Origin of the sequence: Chitinophaga varians (genome assembly GCF_014529945.1) — a bacterium.
In the GTDB taxonomy this organism is placed as follows: Bacteria; Bacteroidota; Bacteroidia; order Chitinophagales; family Chitinophagaceae; genus Chitinophaga; species Chitinophaga varians.
In genome coordinates, this window is record NZ_JACVFB010000002.1 from 1100401 (window position 1) to 1119067 (window position 18667).

The 18667-nt window shown below is 48.1% G+C and carries 16 protein-coding genes; 11 read left to right on the forward strand and 5 right to left on the reverse strand.

The window, feature by feature from the left end; translation table 11 throughout:
* Window positions 1-107: 107 nt before the first annotated feature.
* From ICL55_RS12365 to ICL55_RS12375, 3 genes are all read right to left on the reverse strand, one after another.
* Window positions 108-1247: a cystathionine gamma-synthase gene (locus ICL55_RS12365; protein WP_188097460.1), complete on the reverse strand. Its 1140-nt coding sequence runs from the start codon at window positions 1245-1247 to the stop codon at window positions 108-110.
* Between the two features lie 357 nt (window positions 1248-1604).
* A complete protein-coding gene (locus ICL55_RS12370) occupies window positions 1605-2195 on the reverse strand; it encodes a DUF2911 domain-containing protein (RefSeq protein WP_188097461.1) in 591 nt (196 codons plus the stop codon).
* Between the two features lie 96 nt (window positions 2196-2291).
* Window positions 2292-2888, reverse strand: coding sequence for an acyl carrier protein phosphodiesterase (locus ICL55_RS12375; RefSeq protein WP_188097463.1), 597 nt, complete (start codon window positions 2886-2888; stop codon window positions 2292-2294).
* A gap of 356 nt (window positions 2889-3244) precedes the next feature.
* On the opposite strand from ICL55_RS12375, the gene ICL55_RS12380 reads away from it, so the two are divergent.
* Together ICL55_RS12380 and ICL55_RS12385 are read left to right on the forward strand one after the other, a co-directional pair.
* Complete coding sequence (locus ICL55_RS12380; RefSeq protein WP_188097466.1) at window positions 3245-3697, forward strand: hypothetical protein; 453 nt, start codon at window positions 3245-3247, stop codon at window positions 3695-3697.
* A 166-nt stretch (window positions 3698-3863) separates the two neighbouring features.
* A complete protein-coding gene (locus tag ICL55_RS12385) occupies window positions 3864-4838 on the forward strand; it encodes a deoxyhypusine synthase family protein (protein ID WP_168870603.1) in 975 nt (324 codons plus the stop codon).
* A gap of 154 nt (window positions 4839-4992) precedes the next feature.
* Here ICL55_RS12385 and hemW read toward each other — a convergent pair whose 3' ends face one another.
* Window positions 4993-6117 carry a radical SAM family heme chaperone HemW gene (gene hemW, locus ICL55_RS12390; RefSeq protein WP_188097469.1) on the reverse strand — a complete coding sequence of 375 codons (1125 nt, stop codon included), beginning with the start codon at window positions 6115-6117 and terminating at the stop codon, window positions 4993-4995.
* 247 nt (window positions 6118-6364) lie between these two features.
* Between hemW and ICL55_RS12395 the strand changes: the two genes are divergently transcribed.
* The 9 genes from ICL55_RS12395 to ICL55_RS12435 all read left to right on the forward strand — a co-directional run bounded on the left by ICL55_RS12395 (window position 6365) and on the right by ICL55_RS12435 (window position 16858).
* Window positions 6365-7381, forward strand: a complete 1017-nt coding sequence (locus tag ICL55_RS12395; RefSeq protein WP_188097472.1) for a DUF4271 domain-containing protein — start codon at window positions 6365-6367, stop codon at window positions 7379-7381.
* Between the two features lie 36 nt (window positions 7382-7417).
* A complete protein-coding gene (locus tag ICL55_RS12400) occupies window positions 7418-8209 on the forward strand; it encodes a uroporphyrinogen-III synthase (RefSeq protein WP_188097475.1) in 792 nt (263 codons plus the stop codon).
* A 219-nt stretch (window positions 8210-8428) separates the two neighbouring features.
* Window positions 8429-10474, forward strand: a complete 2046-nt coding sequence (locus ICL55_RS12405) for a thioredoxin domain-containing protein (protein WP_188097477.1) — start codon at window positions 8429-8431, stop codon at window positions 10472-10474.
* Between the two features lie 266 nt (window positions 10475-10740).
* Window positions 10741-12024 carry a T9SS ring complex lipoprotein PorK/GldK gene (porK, locus tag ICL55_RS12410; protein ID WP_240975088.1) on the forward strand — a complete coding sequence of 428 codons (1284 nt, stop codon included), beginning with the start codon at window positions 10741-10743 and terminating at the stop codon, window positions 12022-12024.
* A 127-nt stretch (window positions 12025-12151) separates the two neighbouring features.
* Window positions 12152-12889, forward strand: coding sequence for a type IX secretion system motor protein PorL/GldL (gene porL, locus ICL55_RS12415; protein WP_246496233.1), 738 nt, complete (start codon window positions 12152-12154; stop codon window positions 12887-12889).
* A 49-nt stretch (window positions 12890-12938) separates the two neighbouring features.
* Entirely contained in the window at window positions 12939-14480 is a 1542-nt protein-coding gene (gene porM / locus ICL55_RS12420; RefSeq protein WP_188097481.1) for a type IX secretion system motor protein PorM/GldM, read from the forward strand.
* Between the two features lie 21 nt (window positions 14481-14501).
* On the forward strand, window positions 14502-15533 hold the full coding sequence (gene porN / locus ICL55_RS12425; protein ID WP_188097483.1) for a type IX secretion system ring subunit PorN/GldN: 1032 nt from the start codon (window positions 14502-14504) through the stop codon (window positions 15531-15533).
* A 93-nt stretch (window positions 15534-15626) separates the two neighbouring features.
* Window positions 15627-16196, forward strand: a complete 570-nt coding sequence (locus tag ICL55_RS12430) for a Crp/Fnr family transcriptional regulator (RefSeq protein WP_188097486.1) — start codon at window positions 15627-15629, stop codon at window positions 16194-16196.
* 65 nt (window positions 16197-16261) lie between these two features.
* On the forward strand, window positions 16262-16858 hold the full coding sequence (locus ICL55_RS12435) for a DinB family protein (RefSeq protein WP_188097489.1): 597 nt from the start codon (window positions 16262-16264) through the stop codon (window positions 16856-16858).
* Between the two features lie 2 nt (window positions 16859-16860).
* On the opposite strand, the gene uvrC is transcribed toward ICL55_RS12435, so the two are convergent.
* Entirely contained in the window at window positions 16861-18666 is a 1806-nt protein-coding gene (uvrC, locus tag ICL55_RS12440; protein WP_188097491.1) for an excinuclease ABC subunit UvrC, read from the reverse strand.
* Window position 18667: the final 1 nt, after the last annotated feature.

Here is an 18667-nt window from a genome sequence, read left to right on the forward strand (position 1 = left end):
TCGTCAGCACTGATAAAATAGGCTGTGGATATGGTCCAGGTAAAAATGATATACCTAGTAAAGATAATTTTTAACCGGTAAGAATTAAAATCAGATTGATGAGCGTGTTATCCGATGGCCTGGTTCAGATCGGCGATCAGGTCGTCCACGTCTTCGATGCCCACACTCAGGCGAATAAGTGAATCGGCCAGTCCGTTTTTGATTCTCTCTTCACGGGGGATAGATGCGTGCGTCATGCTGGCGGGATGCCCGATCAGCGACTCCACACCGCCCAGGGACTCTGCCAGGGAGAACAGGTGTGTATGGCTCAACACCCGGTTGGCGGCTGCTATATTATCGTCTTTCAGCGTGAAGGACATCATGCCGCCATAGCCCCGCATCTGACGTTTGGCGATATCGTGATTGGGATGGTCGGTAAAGCCTGGCCAGTATACTTTGTCCACCTTATCGTGGTTGCGCAGGAAATGAGCGATTTTTTCTCCGTTTTCGCAGTGTCGCTGCATGCGTACGTGCAGGGTTTTGATGCCACGGAGCACCAGAAAACAATCCTGCGGGCCGGGTACGGCGCCACAGCTGTTTTGTATGAAATACAGTTGTTTGGCCAGTTCTTCGTTTTTAACGATGATGGCGCCATGCACCACGTCACTGTGCCCGCCCAGGTATTTGGTGGCGGAGTGCAGTACGATGTCTGCGCCCAGGTCCAGCGGATTTTGCAGGTACGGAGAGGCGAAGGTATTGTCTACGCACAGCAGTATGCCGTTCTTCTGCGCCACCTGCGCCACGGCTGCAATGTCAATGATGTTCAACAGTGGGTTGGTGGGCGTCTCCAGCCAGATCATTTTGGTTTTGGGCGTGATGTGTGCTGCCACACCGGCGGCATCACGCATGCCCACAAAAGAGAACTTAATACCGTAACGCTCAAATACTTTGGTGAAGATGCGGTAGGTGCCGCCATATAAGTCGTTGGTAGCCACAACTTCATCGCCGGGCGACAGCAATTTCATCACGGCGTCGGTAGCGGCCAGGCCACTGCCGAAATTAATACCATGGGTACCGTTCTCAATGGCAGCCAATGCGTTTTGAAGCGCGTCACGGGTGGGGTTCTGGGTGCGGGCATATTCGTACCCCTTATGCTCTCCCGGAGCAGTCTGTACATAGGTGGAGGTTTGAAAGATAGGCGTCATAATGGCCCCTGTGGAGGGATCGGGCGCTACACCTGCGTGTATGAGTTTAGTTCCCAGCTTCATGTCTTAAATATTTTATAATGAACAATTTCTGGTGGTTTTTCAAATATACTCCCTTTTGTGATGGGAAACATTTTAGCGGACCCGGCAATTATTGTCCAATTTAGCGCTTCAAAAATTGTTGATGGAATGATTTAGCACGCTTACGAACATTTTTATATCGTTCACCAAATGAACCCTAACGGGTACGGATATTCGATATACATTCGTTCAGGTTTTTCATAGGATATGGTTAAAATTCTTAGGGCGGTAGTCTTACCGCCCTTTCCTTTTTAAAACAACGTACCCCGTTATATAAAATACGATGGCCCAACGATTTCAATATCGTTGGGCCATCGTATTTTTATCTTGTAGAGGGTACTATTTTTTCACGCCACCATCTGTCCACCTGATCGGCAGGCTTACGCTTACCTTATCCCAGGCGATAATCAGATTAGCACCGGGATCTCCTTTTTCAAATACCATGGTGAAGGCGTCCAACGGTGTTTCCAGCGGTGTTACCGGGAGGGCTGTCCTCACCACATCTTTACGTGGATCATATTTGAAAGCGCCCCAGATATCTGTTTCCCTGTTGATGATAATAGTCCATGTTTTTTCGGTGGGAATGGCATACATGGTGTACCGTCCTTTAGGAACATTTTTACCAGCGATCACTACAGGTCTGAAAAATTCTATCTCTGTGGCTTCGTTGGCGCCCAGTCGCCATATTTTTCCATACTCTTCCAGGTTACCAAAGATCTCTCTGCCTTTTGTCTGTGGGCGGCTGTAGATAACCCTGGCTACCAGGGTACCGGGTTCTCCCTTCACTTTTACCACATAAGGGTACATGGGTGGGTAGTAGGCCATGTCCATGGGGCTGGCATCGAGTGGTGGTAATTTTTTATCCTGAGCTCCTGCGTTGGCGGTGAATACTCCGAGTGCAAAGGCTAAAATGATGGCTTTTTTAAACATCCTGTGAGCTTTATTTTCTTTTAAAACAATTTGCGGCCCCAAACCTAGAAATTTTTAGTGAATCGGGAAAGTAACCTCCGTGTCTTTAACAGGCCCTTAGTGGTTTTCGTTTTGTAACAAACTTTCCACATATGTCTGGAGTGCCGGGAAAAAGGCCTGATAACAGTCTTTTAATGCCTCGTAATGTTCAAGGAAGATAGCAAAAATAACGGCAGGACTGCTTGCTAATCCTTTGGCCCGTGCGCTGATACCCCGGAACGCCCGCTCCATGCCATCGTTACCGCGGTAATTATACAGCCAGTTGTATTGCCGCATGTATTCAAACATCTCCAGAAATCTTGCCGGCAGGGCTTCTTCCTGATGGGTAATCACATCATATACTTCTTTGGAGAAATCATACAGGCTCTCTTCCGGGAAACGGGTACTGTCTGTCGCCAGAAAATGATCATATACCAGATCGGTAAATACACCACTGTAAAGGCCGCATGCCGGACGGAAAAAGGATTTGGCCTCACCAGTAACGGCATGTTGATCGGTAAAAGTATCAATAGCCCGGTGCAGCCGGATACCCCGTTGCACGTCGGCGCTGTAAAGTGCCAGCTGTTGCCGGCCTTTGACATAATCCGCGATCAGGTTGCCGGTGATGAGTGCCGGCTGGTGAAAGGAAAGGTAAGCGTGTGCCAGATAGTTCATAATAAAGCCTTTCTGATGTTTTAACCAGACAAATGTAACAATCGTTTTGCCATTGATAGTCAGTGCTTACCGGTTTTCACGTTGGACCACATTTCTTATCCACTTTAACACAACCTTAACACACGCCCATGCAACATTGGCAAGGTGGCACCAACAAACAGGCCATGGCTGCGGGAGATGCGCAGTTGTCCGCCACCGGCCAGCCGGACGTCCGATAGCGGATACGCCAAGTTATCAAGTGCCTCCACCAGTAAAGTATGCCTTGACCAACCATCCATTCCCGTCGTAGTTTTGAGTCATCAAAGCAAAAAACCAACACAAAAAAACTTTTAAAAACCTCTTAAATTTTTTCCGCCATGAAAAAATTAATCCTTTTGATGAGTGCAGCATTACTGCTTACTGCAGGCGCCCTCTTTGCAAATCCGTACGAAACTAAAGTCAATAGCAAAATAGAACACTCTTTCAGTGAAACTTTTGCCGGAGCCAGCGAAGTGAAATGGTATACCGATGATAACAAAACCTTCACGGCCAAATTCAACATGCGCAGCAGCAAAGTAACTGCCTTCTTCGACGATGCAGGCACCCTGCTGGCCACTTCCCGCTACCTGGAGCCTGAACAACTCCCATTGGCACTGACTTCCAGGATCAATAAAAGATATGCGAAAGACAGCATCTATTGTATCGTGGAATATGCTGCCAACGGTAATATTGTATACTTTATCACCCTCGAAGGAAAAGATACCTGGACCGTATTAAAAGCAGATGGATCTGGTAGCACCAGCGTTCAGAGCCGTCTCAAAAAAGCCTAGTTTTAGTTGTGCTTTCCGTTTGATTGAAATGAACAGGTCTGTGGGCGCCGCCACGGACCTTTCTCTTTTATAGCCCCCTCTCCTTTTGCCTTGGAAAATTATCTTAACTTTGCCAGCTGTTAAGGCTTTATGAGCCAGGCTGTTAATGTATAAATGATTAAATGACATGAATAAGGGACCCATTTCTCAATTTATCCAGCACCATTACCGCCACTTTAATGCTGCTGCATTGGTGGATGCTGCCAAAGGATACGAAACACATTTACTGGAAGGCGGTAAAATGATGGTAACATTGGCCGGTGCTATGAGTACGGCCGAGCTGGGCATTTCTTTCGCTGAAATGATCCGTCAGGGCAAAGTAGACATCATCTCCTGTACCGGCGCTAACCTGGAAGAGGATATCATGAACCTGGTAGCACACACCCACTACAAAAGAGTGCCTAACTACCGTGACCTGAGCCCGCAGGAAGAATGGGACCTCCTGGAACAAGGCTTTAACCGCGTTACCGATACCTGTATTCCTGAAGAAGAGGCTTTCCGCCGTATCCAGAAACATATCCACAAAATCTGGAAAGACGCAGAAGATGCCGGTGAACGTTATTTCCCGCATGAGTTCATGTACAAACTGCTGCTGAGCGGTGTCATGAAAGAAAACTATGAAATCGATCCTAAAAACAGCTGGATGCTGGCTGCTGCGGAGAAAAATATTCCTATCATCGTTCCGGGATGGGAAGATAGCACCATGGGTAACATCTTCGCTTCTTACTGCATCAAAGGTGAACTGAAAGCTTCTACCATGAAGAGCGGTATTGAATACATGATATTCCTGTCTGACTGGTACCGTAAAAACTCCGGTGGTAAAGGCGTTGGCTTCTTCCAGATCGGTGGTGGTATCGCAGGTGACTTCCCGATCTGTGTGGTGCCGATGATGTACCAGGACCTGGAATGGACAGACGTTCCTTTCTGGAGCTATTTCTGCCAGATCTCCGACTCTACTACTTCTTACGGTTCCTATTCCGGCGCTGTTCCCAACGAGAAAATCACCTGGGGCAAACTGGATATACATACGCCTAAGTTCATCGTGGAATCAGATGCTACTATCGTAGCACCGCTGATCTTCTCTTACGTACTGGGCTGGTAATAAAAGCATTTAGGGATTTTTTGATTTAGGGATTTAGTTATTTGGAGTTCTTCCGGATAATTGAATCCCTAAATTTTTTCTTCCCCAAAAACTATTTGCTGATCAGTTTAGATACCTGAATAACAGTGTAACCCAGGGCTTCAGCCCTGGGGACTTAAATGAACAAATCTGCTGCGATGCCGTCTGCAAACAGCCGCCCGGCCTTAGTGAGCCGCAGTGTTTCGCCCTGATATTCCATCCATCCTTTTGCGATCAATGCCTTGCTTTCCCGCTGTAGCCGAAGGCTTTGATCTGCGCCGAATTTTTCCGCCACCCATTCCAGGTTACAGCCAGCGGAAGTGCGCAGGGAAGTCATAATGTATTCATTGAACTGCATCGCTGTGGTGAGACTTTCTATTTCTGCTGGTACTTCTCCAGCGGTGATACGTTTGATATATGCAGCGTTGTTGGCAACGTTCCACTGGCGCGAGTGGCCATTGAAAGAGTGAGCGGAAGGGCCGATGCCGAGATAGGACCTGCCCTGCCAGTAGCTGCTGTTATGCCGCGAATGCCAGCCGGGCAGCGAGAAATTGGAGATTTCGTAATGCTCGTAGCCGGCAGCCTCCAGCCATTGCATCAGCTGCTCAAAATGACGGGCAGCTTTGTCCGGATCGGTAGCTTCCATTTTCTTCCTACGGATGAAATGGTCCAGCGCGGTGCCGGGTTCCACGGTGAGCGCGTAGCAGGACAGATGCGGGACACCCAGGGCAATGGCCTGCTCCACATTTTGCCGCCATCCTTCGTCGGTGAGCGTGGGGCCGCCATAGATGAGGTCTATCGTGATGTTGCGAAATCCGAGTTGTTGCGCCTGGACGATACAGTCCAGCGCCTGCCGGCTGTTATGCGCACGGTTCATCCATTGGAGGTCGGCCTCATGGAACGACTGTATCCCGATGCTGAGCCGGTTGATACCGGCATCGCGGAGCGATTGTAGTTTGGCCATGTCCAGATCGTCGGGATTGGCTTCCAGCGTGATTTCCGCGTCAGGCGCCACCTCGAAGGTGCTGTGCAGGCGGGAAAGCAGCAGCTGCAGTTCCGCGGTACTAAGTAAACTGGGCGTGCCGCCGCCAAAGTAGATGGTCTCTATCCGTTCGCCACCGAGGTAGTCCTTTTGCAGGTCGATTTCCTGCAGGAGGCATTGCACCATCTCCGCTTTGCGGGCCAGCGAGGTGGAAAAATGGAAATTGCAGTAGTAACAAGCCTGCTTACAAAAGGGAATATGTAAATAAATTCCGGCCATGAACGTTTTTTATAATAGCCTGCTGTTGCCGTTTTGCGGGTCAACTATGGACTATTTTAATATCTTTGCAAACAGCAAAATTACGTTTCAGTTTTGTTATGTGAACAGGACGGTGTTAATTGCCCCCTGGTTAGTGTGGTGAGGGGCACACGTTGAAATTGGAAAACCGATTAAAAAGTCATTGCAAAATATTTTCCTGGTGCGCAACTGGTTATTGTTTCTATTTATTTTCAGCTACTTACCGATCATGGCACAAACAGCGGACAGTACTGCTGTGCCTGCCCCTGTAAAAAAGAAACCTGCGGCTACCCGTGTGGTGCCTGATTCGCTTCGTCCGAAGCCGCGGCCGGCTGCCGTGGCGGTGAAAAAGGACACGGTGCGTACCATCAGGAAAGACACTGTCAGAACAGCTGCGGTACCAGCTACCGCCGCAGTGCCGGTGGACACGAGCGCGCATAAAACCGACAGCGCCGCGCTGGCGGCTGCCTCCAGGCCCAAGCCGATATCCGAATATGACCTGTACATGAAGAAGCTGGCGCAGGAAAATATATTCCTGAAGCCAGGCAGGCCTGTTTTCAGGGATACGAATACCATCCGGCCTTTTCGTGATATGGACTGGCTGGTATATCTGGTAGGCGGTATATTGCTGCTGCTGAGCATTATCCGGCTGTCTTATACCAAGTATTTTGTGGACCTGTTCCGGGCTTTCTTTAATCCCACGCTGAGCCAGCGCCAGCTGAAAGACCAGCTGTCACAGGCGCCTTTCCCGAATATGTTGCTTAATACCTTTTTTGCGGTGTCGCTGGGGGTATATCTTTACCTGGTATTGTACCGGCAGCAGGTGTTTCCTCAGGCGGAGCCATGGTTGCTGATCCCAGGTCTGATTGTTCTGGTGGCGGCTGTTTATGGGATCAAATATGTGATGCTCCGTTTCTGTGGCTGGTTGTTTGGCAACAGCGAGCTGGCCGATGCCTATATCTTTATTCTGTACCTGATCAATAAAATTCTGGGGGTGCTTTTAGTGCCGTTCCTGGTGGTGTTGGCGTTTTGTGACGTGGAAATTGCCCGGACTTTCCTCTATATTTCGATATTTTTTATAGTATTACTGGTTGTCTACCGATATATTAGATCTTATTCTTTGGTTAGGCAGTACCTATCCTTCAGTAAATTGCATTTTTTTCTTTACCTTTGCGCATTCGAAGTAGCGCCGGTGCTAATATTAACAAAGGTGCTGCTGAATATCTGGTTAACTGGTAATCCTTGATTATCGCCTATTGTTAACACAAGAGCATAAAAAAGTATGATTAAAGGCGGGCCAAAAAAAGATTTGCAAGGTAAACAAATTCAGTCAATCCTAATTTCTCAACCTAAGCCTGAAACAGAAAAGTCTCCCTATTTTGATCTGGCAAAGAAGTTCAACGTAAAACTGGACTTTTATCCATTCATCAGGGTGGAAGGCTTACCCGCTAAGGAGTTTCGGAAACAGAAAATTGACATCCTGGCTTTCACGGCAGTAATTTTTACCAGTCGTAATGCGGTGGATCACTTTTTCCGGATCTGTGAAGAAATGAAGGTTAAAGTATCGCAGGACTGCAAGTACTTTTGTATCACGGAAGCAGTTGCACTATACCTGCAGAAATTCATTCTCTATCGTAAGCGGAAGGTGTTTTACGGAGCTGACGGTTCTACCAAAGGTGTACTGGAAGTAATGAACAAACACCGGGACAATGAGAAGTTCCTCTTCCCCAGTTCAGACAGTCAGAAAAAGGACATTGAGGAATGGTTGAAAACAAACAAATGTGAGTATGCCACAGCGACCCTTTATAAAACCGTTTCCAACGATGTAAAGGAGATCCTGGGCAAAACGAACTACGACATGATCGTGTTTTTCAGTCCTTCCGGCGTGAAGTCATTATTTGAAAACATGCCTTCTTTTGAGCAAAACGGAACACGTATCGGAGCTTTCGGGCCTACTACGTCGGCAGCGGTGGAAGAAGCAGGATTAAGACTGGATGTGAAAGCGCCGGCTCCGCAAGCACCGTCTATGGCGGCTGCACTGGACCAGTACCTCGCAGGTCTCAACAAAAAATAAGCGAAAATGTGTGTCGCATAAATAGTTTACCAGGGATGGCAATAGCCATCCCTGATTTTTTACTGCGAAGCGGCCGCAGCAGCTACTCTCCTCCCCTTATGCTGCGCTCCTCAAAAAATATTTTACGGAACTGGTAATTCTGTCAAAATCTTTTTATTCTTGTAGCCTGTATCGTTATCAGTCAACACTATTCCAGTTTCAACCAATTAAGCGGAATCCATGAATAAACTCGCGGGCGAAACCAGTCCTTATTTATTGCAGCACGCGCATAACCCGGTGGAATGGTATCCCTGGGGAGAAGAGGCACTGGAGCGGGCCAGAAGGGAAGATAAACCGATTCTGGTCAGCATAGGATATGCCGCTTGTCACTGGTGTCATGTGATGGAGCGGGAAAGCTTTGAAGATGCTGCTACCGCTGGCATCATGAATGAGCATTTTATCAATATTAAGATAGACCGGGAAGAAAGACCGGACCTGGACCATATTTATATGGACGCGGTGCAGGCGATGACCGGCGCCGGCGGATGGCCGTTGAATGTATTTCTTACCCCCGATAAAAAGCCGTTCTACGGCGGTACCTATTTCCCGCCGGTAAAGGCCTATAACAGGCCCTCGTGGAAAGATGTGCTCCTGTCGCTGGCAGATGCTTTTGCCAACAAGCGGGAGGATATTGAAACACAGGCGGATAATCTGACCCAACATATCGACCAGTCGAGCCAGTTCGGGATGGACCCGGGGGTTAATTTCAATATACCGCGGGAAGAACTGTTTACCCGTCAGCAATGCGACACTATCTGTGAAAACATGCTACGGCAGGGAGATAAGACATGGGGCGGTTTCGGCCGGGCGCCCAAGTTCCCGCAAACCTTTACCATCGCGTATTTGCTGCGGCATCATCATGCTTTTAAACATCCCGAAGCACTGCAACAAGCTTTGTTATCACTCGACAAAATGTTGCAGGGTGGCCTGTATGACCAGCTGGGTGGCGGTTTTGCCCGCTATTCCACTGATGAGAAATGGCTGGCCCCGCACTTTGAGAAGATGTTGTATGACAATGCCTTGCTGATAGATGTGTTGTGTGATGCCTGGCAATTGACCAGGCATAACGTATATGCACAAACTATAAAAGACACCCTGACTTTTATTACCCGGGAGATGACAGCGCCGGAAGGTGGTTTCTATGCCGCACTGGATGCCGACTCTGAAGGGGTGGAAGGGAAGTTTTACACCTGGAGCAAGGCGGAGATACATCATGTGCTGGGAGAACAGGCGGGCCCTTTCTGTGAGTTTTATGATGTGTCCGAGCATGGCAACTGGGAAGAGCAGAACATACTATGGATACAACAGCCGCTGGAGCAATTTGCCGCGGAGAAAGGGTACGATCCGGCGGTGCTGGGCGCTATGCTGAAAGGCTGCCGCGAGAAGCTGCTGGCTGTGCGGGCCAACCGTATCCGTCCGGGGCTGGATGACAAAATACTGTTGGGCTGGAATGCCCTGATGGTGCATGCCTGCTGCCGTGCTTTTGCCGTCCTGGGCGATGATAGCTACCGGCAGATGGCGGTGCGCAACATGGATTTCCTGTTGGCCAATTTCCGGCAAAACGACGGTACACAGGCGTTCTATCATACCTGGAAAAACGGGCAGGCCAAGTACCCTGCTTTCCTGGATGATTATGCCTGTCTGATACGGGCGCTGATAGCCTTGCAGGAAATTACCGGCGATACCCGTTACCTGTACCAGGCGCATGATATTACGGCTTTTGTGAACGATCATTTTGGTGACGGTGGTCATCTTTTCTATTATACCATAGACGGGCAGAATGATGTGATTGTGCGTAAGAAAGAAGTGTACGACGGAGCGGTGCCCAGTGGTAATGCGATCATGGTGCAGAACCTTTGGTATCTTTCCGTTGTTTTCGATAATAAAGATTGGGGAAACAAGGCGGTGGCAGCCTTATCAGGTATTGCCCAGACGGTGACGCGGTACCCAACTTCTTTCGGCGTGTGGGCGAGCCAGTTATTACAGTTTGTAAAAGGGACCCCGGAGATAGCGGTGGTGGGCAAGGATTTCCGCGAGCGGATGCAGGAGGCGGGCAACTGGTTTATCCCTTTCCGGATTTTAATCGGGTCAGAAAAAAATCAGCCAGAAATCCCCCTTTTGTTGGATAGATACCGGGAAAATAACACATTAGTTTATTTGTGTAAGGATTATCATTGTATTAAGCCGGTGTTTTATATACAAGAAATTATTAATTTAATAGAATAATTATGTAACTTGCCCGTTATAAGGGTAGTTTAGGTAAAATAAATGTTGGACCGGTGATATAATAAAATGTTAAAAAATACGTTTAAATTAGTTACCGAACCGACGTGTGTAGAATTGAAAAAGTTGTGTAAAAGTTGACTACAAATTAAATTTTATTATTACATTTGCTATCTTTCATATAAACAAAGCGGGTGATAAATATGAGAAATGTGTTCCCTAGCATTCAGGCAAAAAACACCAGGCTGGTTATAGAAAAACATATTCTGATGAAAGCTACCCTTATGAAGCTTAATTATTTAAGAGGTCTGTTGGCACTTTTGCTGGTTTCCCTGCTGGCCAGCTGTGGCGGTAGTAAAGGCCCCAAAAACGCACAAGGGCAACTGATCGGCGTAAGCCCCAGACCGAAGTACACCCCCCCTGTACCCTATGGGATGGTTTATGTTCCTGCGGGAACATTTCACATGGGCCCCAGCGATGAGGACGTGAACTATGCCTACACTGCGCGTAACAAGTCGATCTCTATCTCCGGCTTCTATATGGATGCCACGGAGATCACGAACAACGAGTACCGCCAGTTTGTGCAATGGGTTCAGGACTCTATTGCCCACATTCTGTTAGGCCATGTTAAACAGGATGATGGCCATGACATCATCGACTGGAAGCAGAAAATCAACTGGAAAGACAAAGCGACAGTGGAAAAGCTGGACGCGATGATATACACAGAAGCAGACCGTCTGTACGGCCGCAAGGACGTTGACGTTGGGAAACTGGTTTATCACCAGGAAACGTTCAACTGGGACAAAGCCAAGCTGAGGGAAAACTTCGGCAAGCCTCGTTCTACGTTCATCGTTAAGAAAGACGTGCCTATCTATCCGGACACACTGTGCTGGATCAGGGACTTCTCCTATGCGTATAACGAGCCGATGACCCGTATGTACTTCTGGCATCCGGCATTCGATAACTACCCGGTAGTAGGCGTTAACTGGCACCAGGCCACTGCTTTCTGCGAATGGAGAAGTAAGTTCTGGGAAGATTACCGCAACTCTAAAAAATTATTCACGGAAGACAAATTCCAGCTGCCTTCTGAGGCGCAGTGGGAATATGCTGCCCGTGGCGGCAGAGAGCAAACACCTTATCCCTGGGGTGGTTACTATATCCGCAACAAAAAAGGCTGTCTGCTGGCAAACTTCAAACCAGGCCGCGGTAACTATCCGGAAGACGGTGGTTTCTACACCGTACGTGCTGACGCTTACTGGCCTAACGACTACGGTCTGTATTGCATGGCCGGTAACGTAGCAGAATGGACTGCTGACATCTTCTATGAAAACGCCTATTCGTTTACTTCCGATATGAACCCTTATCTCAGAATGGACGTTCCGGATGATGCGCCGTTGAAAATGAAACGTAAAGCCATCAGAGGCGGTTCCTGGAAAGATGTGGGTTACTTCCTGCAAACAGGTACCAGAACTTATGAATATCAGGATAGTGCCAAATCGTATGTAGGTTTCAGATGTACGATCGCATTGAGCAGAAGAGCTAAACACAGATAATTGCTGATCCGTTAAACCAGAAAAGCCTTTGTTTATGCACACACTAAGCAAATCAGTGAGAAATAACTATTCCATACAGAGAACTTTAACACTTATCACTTTAACCAGTAAATTTTAACCTATGGCTATGAATCCTAACAAAGCTAAATGGCTGAACTTTTTCGTATGTATTGCCGCTTCTGTTGTAATTATCGGAGCGTTATTTAAACTGCAACACTGGCGGGGAGCGGATATCGCTTTGATTTTAGGTCTGAGCACTGAAGCGCTCATCTTCTTTGTATATGCTTTCGTTCCCGATTCCGGCGCCTCCCATGCTGAAGGCCAGGTAGTAGCCGTTGCCGGCAGCCCTGCTGTTGCTGGTCTCGACAAAATGCTGCAGGAAGCAGACATCACACCTGCTAATCTGCAACGCCTGAGCGAAAACTTCCAGAAACTGGGCACTACCGTTGATAAAATGAGAGATATCAGCGACGTGGTAGCTGCTACCGGTGACTACACCCAGAAAACAAGAGAAGCTGCCGCTGCTATCGGTAATGTAGCTAATGCCTACACTACTGCTGCTTCTGCAGTATCTTCCTTCAATAGCGCCTCTGAGTCTACCAGAAGCTTCCACGAACAGATGCAGGGCATGACCAAAAACCTGGCTTCCCTTAATGCTATCTACGAACTGGAACTGCAAGACACCAACAACCACCTGAAAGCGATGAACAACTTCTACAGCAACCTGAACAAAGCTGCTTCCGCTATGAGTGGTAGTGTTGACGACGCTAAGAAAACACAAGAGCAGATCAGCATGCTGGCCAAAAACCTCAGCAACCTCAATACAGTTTATGGCAACATGTTGACTGCCATGAGCGGAAGATAAAGTATTGCTTATAGTTTAATAAACCATTCATTAAATCTGCTAAAGAACTATGGCACTACCTAAAGATCCCAGGCAGAAGATGATCAACATTATGTACCTGGTCCTAACGGCCATGCTCGCGTTGAACGTCTCTGCCGAAATATTGAACGCATTCAGTATTGTAAATAACTCTATCATTACTTCCAACGGCGCCCTCACGGATAAAAACAATATCATCTATGGGCAGTTCATGGAACAAATGAAAGAAAATGCCGAAAAAGTTGGTCCGCTGAAAGCGAAAGCTGAACAGGTAAAAAAACTCTCCGCCGAAGCATATGACTATGTGGAGAGCTTAAAAAATCTCATCATCACCGAAAGCGGTGGTAAAGACGAAACAGGCGAACTTAAATCCAAGTCTGACCTGGACGCTCCTACCCGCGTGATGGAGAATATGAAAAAAGGCCCTGAACTGGAAGCTAAACTGGTAGCCCTGCGCAAACAGTTGCTTACTTTCGTTGAACCTAAAGACCAGGCTAAATTTGCAAAAACTTTACCCCTGAAAATCGAAGTGGGAAAATCCACCGGCGATGATCATGGTACAGGTCCTAAAACATGGACTACCTACCATTTCAACATGGTTCCTACTATCGCAGCAGTAACCATTCTGGGTAAATTCCAGAACGATATCAAAAACTCCGAGTCTGCCATCATCGACGACCTGTATCGTCAGATCAATGCGAAAGACTTTAAGTTTGATAAAATCAGACCGTTCATCTCCCTGAACTCTAAAAACCTGATGTCAGGTCAAACGCTGACTGCACAAATCGCAGTAGGCGCCTATAGCACTACCGTAAACCCAACTATCACAGTTAACGGGCAAACGATTACTGCTGCTGACGGTCTGGCTACCTACTCCCTGCCAGTGAGCGGCCTCGGTGAAAAAACCATCTCTGGTACTATCACCCTGCCTAACCCTGCGGGCGGCGCACCTATCACAGAATCTTTCACTGAAAGCTATAACGTAGGCGCTTCTACTACTTCTATCTCTGCCGACAAAATGAACGTACTGTACATTGGCCTGCAGAACCCGATCTCCATCTCTGCTGCCGGTGTGCCTGCTGAAGCGGTATCCGCTTCCATCAACGGTGGTACTATTACCAAACGCGGCTCCGGTGAATACACTGTAACTGTAAGCCAGCCTGGTAAAGCGGTGATCAACGTAGTAGCCAACATCGACGGTAAAGTAAAACAACTGGGCCAGAAAGAATTCCGTGTAAAACGTGTTCCGGATCCGGTCCTGAAAGTAGGATTTAACAAAGGTGGCAGCATGAAAGCCGCTGACTTTAAAGTTCAGCTGGGCCTCGCTGCAGCGCTGGAAGATTTCGAATTCGAAGGCGTGAAATATGATGTAGTAGGTTACCGTATCGGTGTATCTGCCAAAGGCAAAGAATACCAGGAAGGTGAAGCTAACTCCGCTTATTTCCCGAACAACGTAGCAGCATCTATCCGTGCACTCCGCCCGGGTGATGAAGTATACTTCGAAAACGTAAAAGTAAAAGGCCCTGATGGTATTGTACGTACAATGCCCAGCACAATATTCAAATTAAATTAACAGGTCATAAATTACTGAAATATGCGAGCAGTAATATTTAACAGAATTGGTTGGTGTACGATGTTGCTGGTGATGCTGGCAACAGCTGCGGAAGCACAAAGACGTGGTGGTACTACCCGCCGCAGAACAGCTACCGAAGCACCGCAGACAGACCCGAACGCGCCGGTGGTAAACCCCGCTACCGGGAATGCTGTAACACCGCCTCCTCCTGCTCCTAATGCCGCGTCCCAACGCCCCGACGGTATCACCGCCCCGGTATCGGACACGCCGCGCAAATCACTGCGCGTAGATGGTGTGGTAGAGAGAAACCTCGCAAGAGAACGCGTTCCCATCGTATACGACTACATCCGTGAGGATGACCGTTTCTGGGAAAAACGTGTCTGGCAGGTAATCGATGTACGGGAGAAAATCAACCTCCCCTTCCAATACAACGTGGAAGACGAAAGTGGCATTAACCAACTGTTTATCAATATTCTGCTGAACGCTATCAAGAATAAGGAAGTTGAAGCTTTCAACCCTATCGATGACCGCTTCACCACGGTAATCCCTTACTCCGAAATCCAAAACAAGATTTCCGGTGAAGAAAGAACCGTACGCAGTATTGACCCGGTAACCGGCGAAGAGAAAATGGTGACCACCCGCGATGACTTCGATCCCCGTACTATCAGACAGTACAAAGTGAAAGAAGTATGGGTGTTCGACAAAGAAGCTTCTGCCCTTAAAGTCCGTATCCTCGGTATCGCGCCCATGGTGTCCCGTATGAACGAAGATGGTAGCGTACGCGCTTCTATCCCCCTGTTCTGGGTGTATTATCCTGACCTGCGTCCTACACTGGCTAAGTACGATGTGTACAACCAGAACAACGACGCATCCACTATCAGCTGGGAAGACCTCTTCGAGATGCGTTTCTTCGGCAGCTATATCGTGAAGGAAAACAATACCTATAACCGCGAAATCAAGGACTACATTAAAGACGGTGTGATGCGCCTCCTCGAAGGCCAGTCTATCAAAGACCGTATCTTTAACAAAGAACAGGACCTCTGGCAATACTAAACAATCTGTATTACGTTCTACGTATAAAAAGCAAAGACCCGGCATCGTCCGGGTCTTTGCTTTTTATACGTAGTTATTTGTATTTTGCTCTCCATGGAACTTCTGCGTAAAACAGCCTTCAGTATCATGCCGCTGCCGGATAAAGAATGGGCGGAACTTTCCGCCTGCTGGACACCGGTGACTTTCAAAAGAAAGGACATGATCACCGCCGCCGGCGAAGTGGAGAAATACATCTACTTCGTGGAAGAAGGCGTGCAACGGCTGTTTAGCCTGGAAGACGACCGGGAAGTGACCATCCTGTTTTCCTATACAGGCTCTTTCTCAGGAGTAATGGACTCCTTTCAGTTACAACGCCCCTCCCCCTGGTACCTGGAAGCACTGACGCCCAGTCGGATGTTGCGCCTGTCATGGACAGATTTTGATGGCCTTACCCGACAATATCCGCTGCTCGACCGGTGGGTGCGTCTGGGCTCTGTGGCCGCGCTGGGCGGTATTCTGGAACGGCACAAGGAAATACTCTCCTATAGCGCGGAACAGAAATTCAGGACATTGCTTACCCGCAGCCCGCATGTGCTGCAGCTGATACCACAGAAATACCTCGCCTCCTACCTCGGTATAGACCCGGCCACATTCAGCAAACTCCTGAAATCTGTAAAGTTGTAAAATCTTGATCTGCGCCAACTTTTTCCGTTGCCGCCTACCGTAGCTTTGTCGTAAATCTTTTAAATATGGCACCCGTTAATACCAGCGTGCTTTTGAAGCAACTTTGCAGACAGGTCCTGGCAGCACAATATAAAGCGGAAGACCGCTTTGGCGGCCAGTCAGCAGAGGTATTGTCCTACACGTCCCAACCCGGCCAATGGAGCGCGCTCCAATGCCTGGAACACCTGAATACCTATGGCCGGTTTTATCTGCCGGCATTAGACAAAGCCATTACAGCTGCCGAACAAAACAACAGCCGCCCGTTGGATACCTTTAAGAGCAGTTGGCTGGGCGCCTGGTTTACCAAACAGATGCAACCTACACCGGAAGGGAAACTCCGCTCCCGCATGAAATCGCCCAAAGGACACCTGCCCTCCGTACAACCCGATGCAGCCATGGTATTGCATGAATTTATCCAACAACAGGAAATGATGGAAGCCCTGATGGACAGAGCGGCAAAAATCAATATACAAAAAGCAAAAGTGGCCACCTCTCTTTCCAGTCTGATCAAACTGTCAGTAGGTGATACTTTTGGCTTCATGACAACGCATATCAACCGGCATGTGCTGCAGGCAGAAAATGTTATCCTCAGTTGTCCCAAAAAGGTGGGAAAGGCGGTATAGTCTTAGCTTTTATGGAAATGGTCCCACACCAGTTTGGCCTTGGCGCTGCCGATTTCCTGCGCCAGGTCTTCTTCGGTGAGCTGTTTGATTTTGGCTACAGAACGGAAGGTTTTCAGTAGCTGTGTGGCGGTTTGTTCACCGATGCCCTTAATCGTTTCCAGCTCATTTTTAAACGTGCCCTTGCTGCGTTTCTGACGGTGGAAAGTGATACCAAAACGGTGTACCTCGTCACGGACACGGCGTATCAGTTTCAGGCTTTCACTGTTGAACGGCAGCTTGATACTTTCCGAATCACCGGGGAAGAAGATCTCCTCTTCATTTTTAGCCAAACCAACAACGGTCATGCTGCCAATGAGGTCCAGCTCACGAATGCTTTCCATGGCCGATCCCAGCTGTCCTTTGCCACCATCAATGATAACGAGTTGGGGCAGCGGTTGCTGCTCTGCCAGCAGGCGGGAATAACGGCGGTATACGACTTCCTTCATGGAGGCAAAGTCATTGATGCCCTGTACCGTTTTGATGTTAAAATGCCGGTAGTCTTTTTTGGATGCCACACCGTCTTTGAACACCACGCAGGCTGACACAGGATAGGCACCCTGGAAGTTGGAGTTATCGAAACATTCAATATGCTCCGGCAGTACGGGTAATTCAAGATCGGCCTGTAACTGATAGAGCACCTGTTTGCGCTCCATATCGCTTTTGCCCTCGAGATGAAGTATTTTTTTACGGTATAATTCCTCTTTGAAGTAATTCACATTTTTCTCCGACAGTTCCAGTAGCTTCTTCTTGTCGCCACCTTTGGGAACGGTGATGGTGACGCTGCTTTCGGGGTACTCTAACGGAAAAGGCACAACGATTTCCGTCGTGATGCTTTTAAATACATCACGCAGGTAGGCGATGGCATAGCTAAGCACTTCCTCGTCTCCTTCTTCCAGTTGTTTCTCCAGTGTAACCGTCTTGGTATCGGAGATGGTGCCATTGAGAATACGGAGGTAATTGACGTAGGCATGATTACCATCGCTGATAATAGAGAATACGTCTACGTTGCCCATGCGTGTATTAACAACAGTGGATTTGGCGGAATAATCTTCCAGGCTGGTGATCTTTTTACGCATAATCTCCGCCTTTTCAAACTCCATTGCTGCGGCGTATTGCTGCATTTGCTCCTTGAAGAGGTTCACCACCGGCGACAGATTACCTTTCAGGACGTTTTTAACCTGCGCTAAACCTTCACGGTAGTCTTCTTCCGTTTGCAAGCCTTCACAGGGGCCTTTGCAGTTGCCCAGGTGATATTCAAGGCATACCTTAAATTTTCCTTTTTTGATGTTTTGATCGCTCAGGTTGAGATTACAGGTACGTAAGGGAATGTTATACCGGATCACTTCCAGTATTTCGCGGACGCGGCCAACGGAAGTAAACGGGCCGAGGTAATCCGAACCGTCTTTGATCACGTTGCGGGTGAAGAACACCCGTGGAAATGGCTCATGTTTGATGACGATGTAAGGATAGGTCTTATCGTCCTTCAGATTGATGTTGTACCGGGGTTGAAACTGTTTGATCAGGGAATTTTCCAGCAGGAAAGCGTCCTGCTCGGAGTCCACGATGGTAAACTCAATGTGGTGGATATGTTCCACCAGTTTACGGGTCTTAAAGTTATCGTGATATTTAACGAAATAGGAGCCTACTCTTTTGCGCAGGCTTTTGGCTTTACCTACATATAGCAGGGCGCCGTCCTTATCGTAATATTTGTAGATACCGGCATTGAGCGGTATGGTATGTGATATTTGCTGGAACTCTGCTGCTGTCATG

Excerpts from the sequence above, each read along its gene's own strand:
- ICL55_RS12405 (WP_188097477.1), top strand. The coding sequence starts at position 8,429 with ATGAATAAACTCGCGGGCGAAACCAGTCCTTATTTATTGCAGCACGCG.
- ICL55_RS12375 (WP_188097463.1), bottom strand. The coding sequence starts at position 2,888 with ATGAACTATCTGGCACACGCTTACCTTTCCTTTCACCAGCCGGCACTC.
- porN (WP_188097483.1), top strand. The coding sequence starts at position 14,502 with ATGCGAGCAGTAATATTTAACAGAATTGGTTGGTGTACGATGTTGCTG.
- hemW (WP_188097469.1), bottom strand. The coding sequence starts at position 6,117 with ATGGCCGGAATTTATTTACATATTCCCTTTTGTAAGCAGGCTTGTTAC.
- porM (WP_188097481.1), top strand. The coding sequence starts at position 12,939 with ATGGCACTACCTAAAGATCCCAGGCAGAAGATGATCAACATTATGTAC.
- ICL55_RS12400 (WP_188097475.1), top strand. The coding sequence starts at position 7,418 with ATGATTAAAGGCGGGCCAAAAAAAGATTTGCAAGGTAAACAAATTCAG.
- ICL55_RS12370 (WP_188097461.1), bottom strand. The coding sequence starts at position 2,195 with ATGTTTAAAAAAGCCATCATTTTAGCCTTTGCACTCGGAGTATTCACC.
- ICL55_RS12430 (WP_188097486.1), top strand. The coding sequence starts at position 15,627 with ATGGAACTTCTGCGTAAAACAGCCTTCAGTATCATGCCGCTGCCGGAT.
- uvrC (WP_188097491.1), bottom strand. The coding sequence starts at position 18,666 with ATGACAGCAGCAGAGTTCCAGCAAATATCACATACCATACCGCTCAAT.
- porK (WP_240975088.1), top strand. The coding sequence starts at position 10,741 with ATGAAAGCTACCCTTATGAAGCTTAATTATTTAAGAGGTCTGTTGGCA.
- ICL55_RS12365 (WP_188097460.1), bottom strand. The coding sequence starts at position 1,247 with ATGAAGCTGGGAACTAAACTCATACACGCAGGTGTAGCGCCCGATCCC.
- porL (WP_246496233.1), top strand. The coding sequence starts at position 12,152 with ATGAATCCTAACAAAGCTAAATGGCTGAACTTTTTCGTATGTATTGCC.
- ICL55_RS12435 (WP_188097489.1), top strand. The coding sequence starts at position 16,262 with ATGGCACCCGTTAATACCAGCGTGCTTTTGAAGCAACTTTGCAGACAG.
- ICL55_RS12395 (WP_188097472.1), top strand. The coding sequence starts at position 6,365 with ATGGCACAAACAGCGGACAGTACTGCTGTGCCTGCCCCTGTAAAAAAG.
- ICL55_RS12380 (WP_188097466.1), top strand. The coding sequence starts at position 3,245 with ATGAAAAAATTAATCCTTTTGATGAGTGCAGCATTACTGCTTACTGCA.
- ICL55_RS12385 (WP_168870603.1), top strand. The coding sequence starts at position 3,864 with ATGAATAAGGGACCCATTTCTCAATTTATCCAGCACCATTACCGCCAC.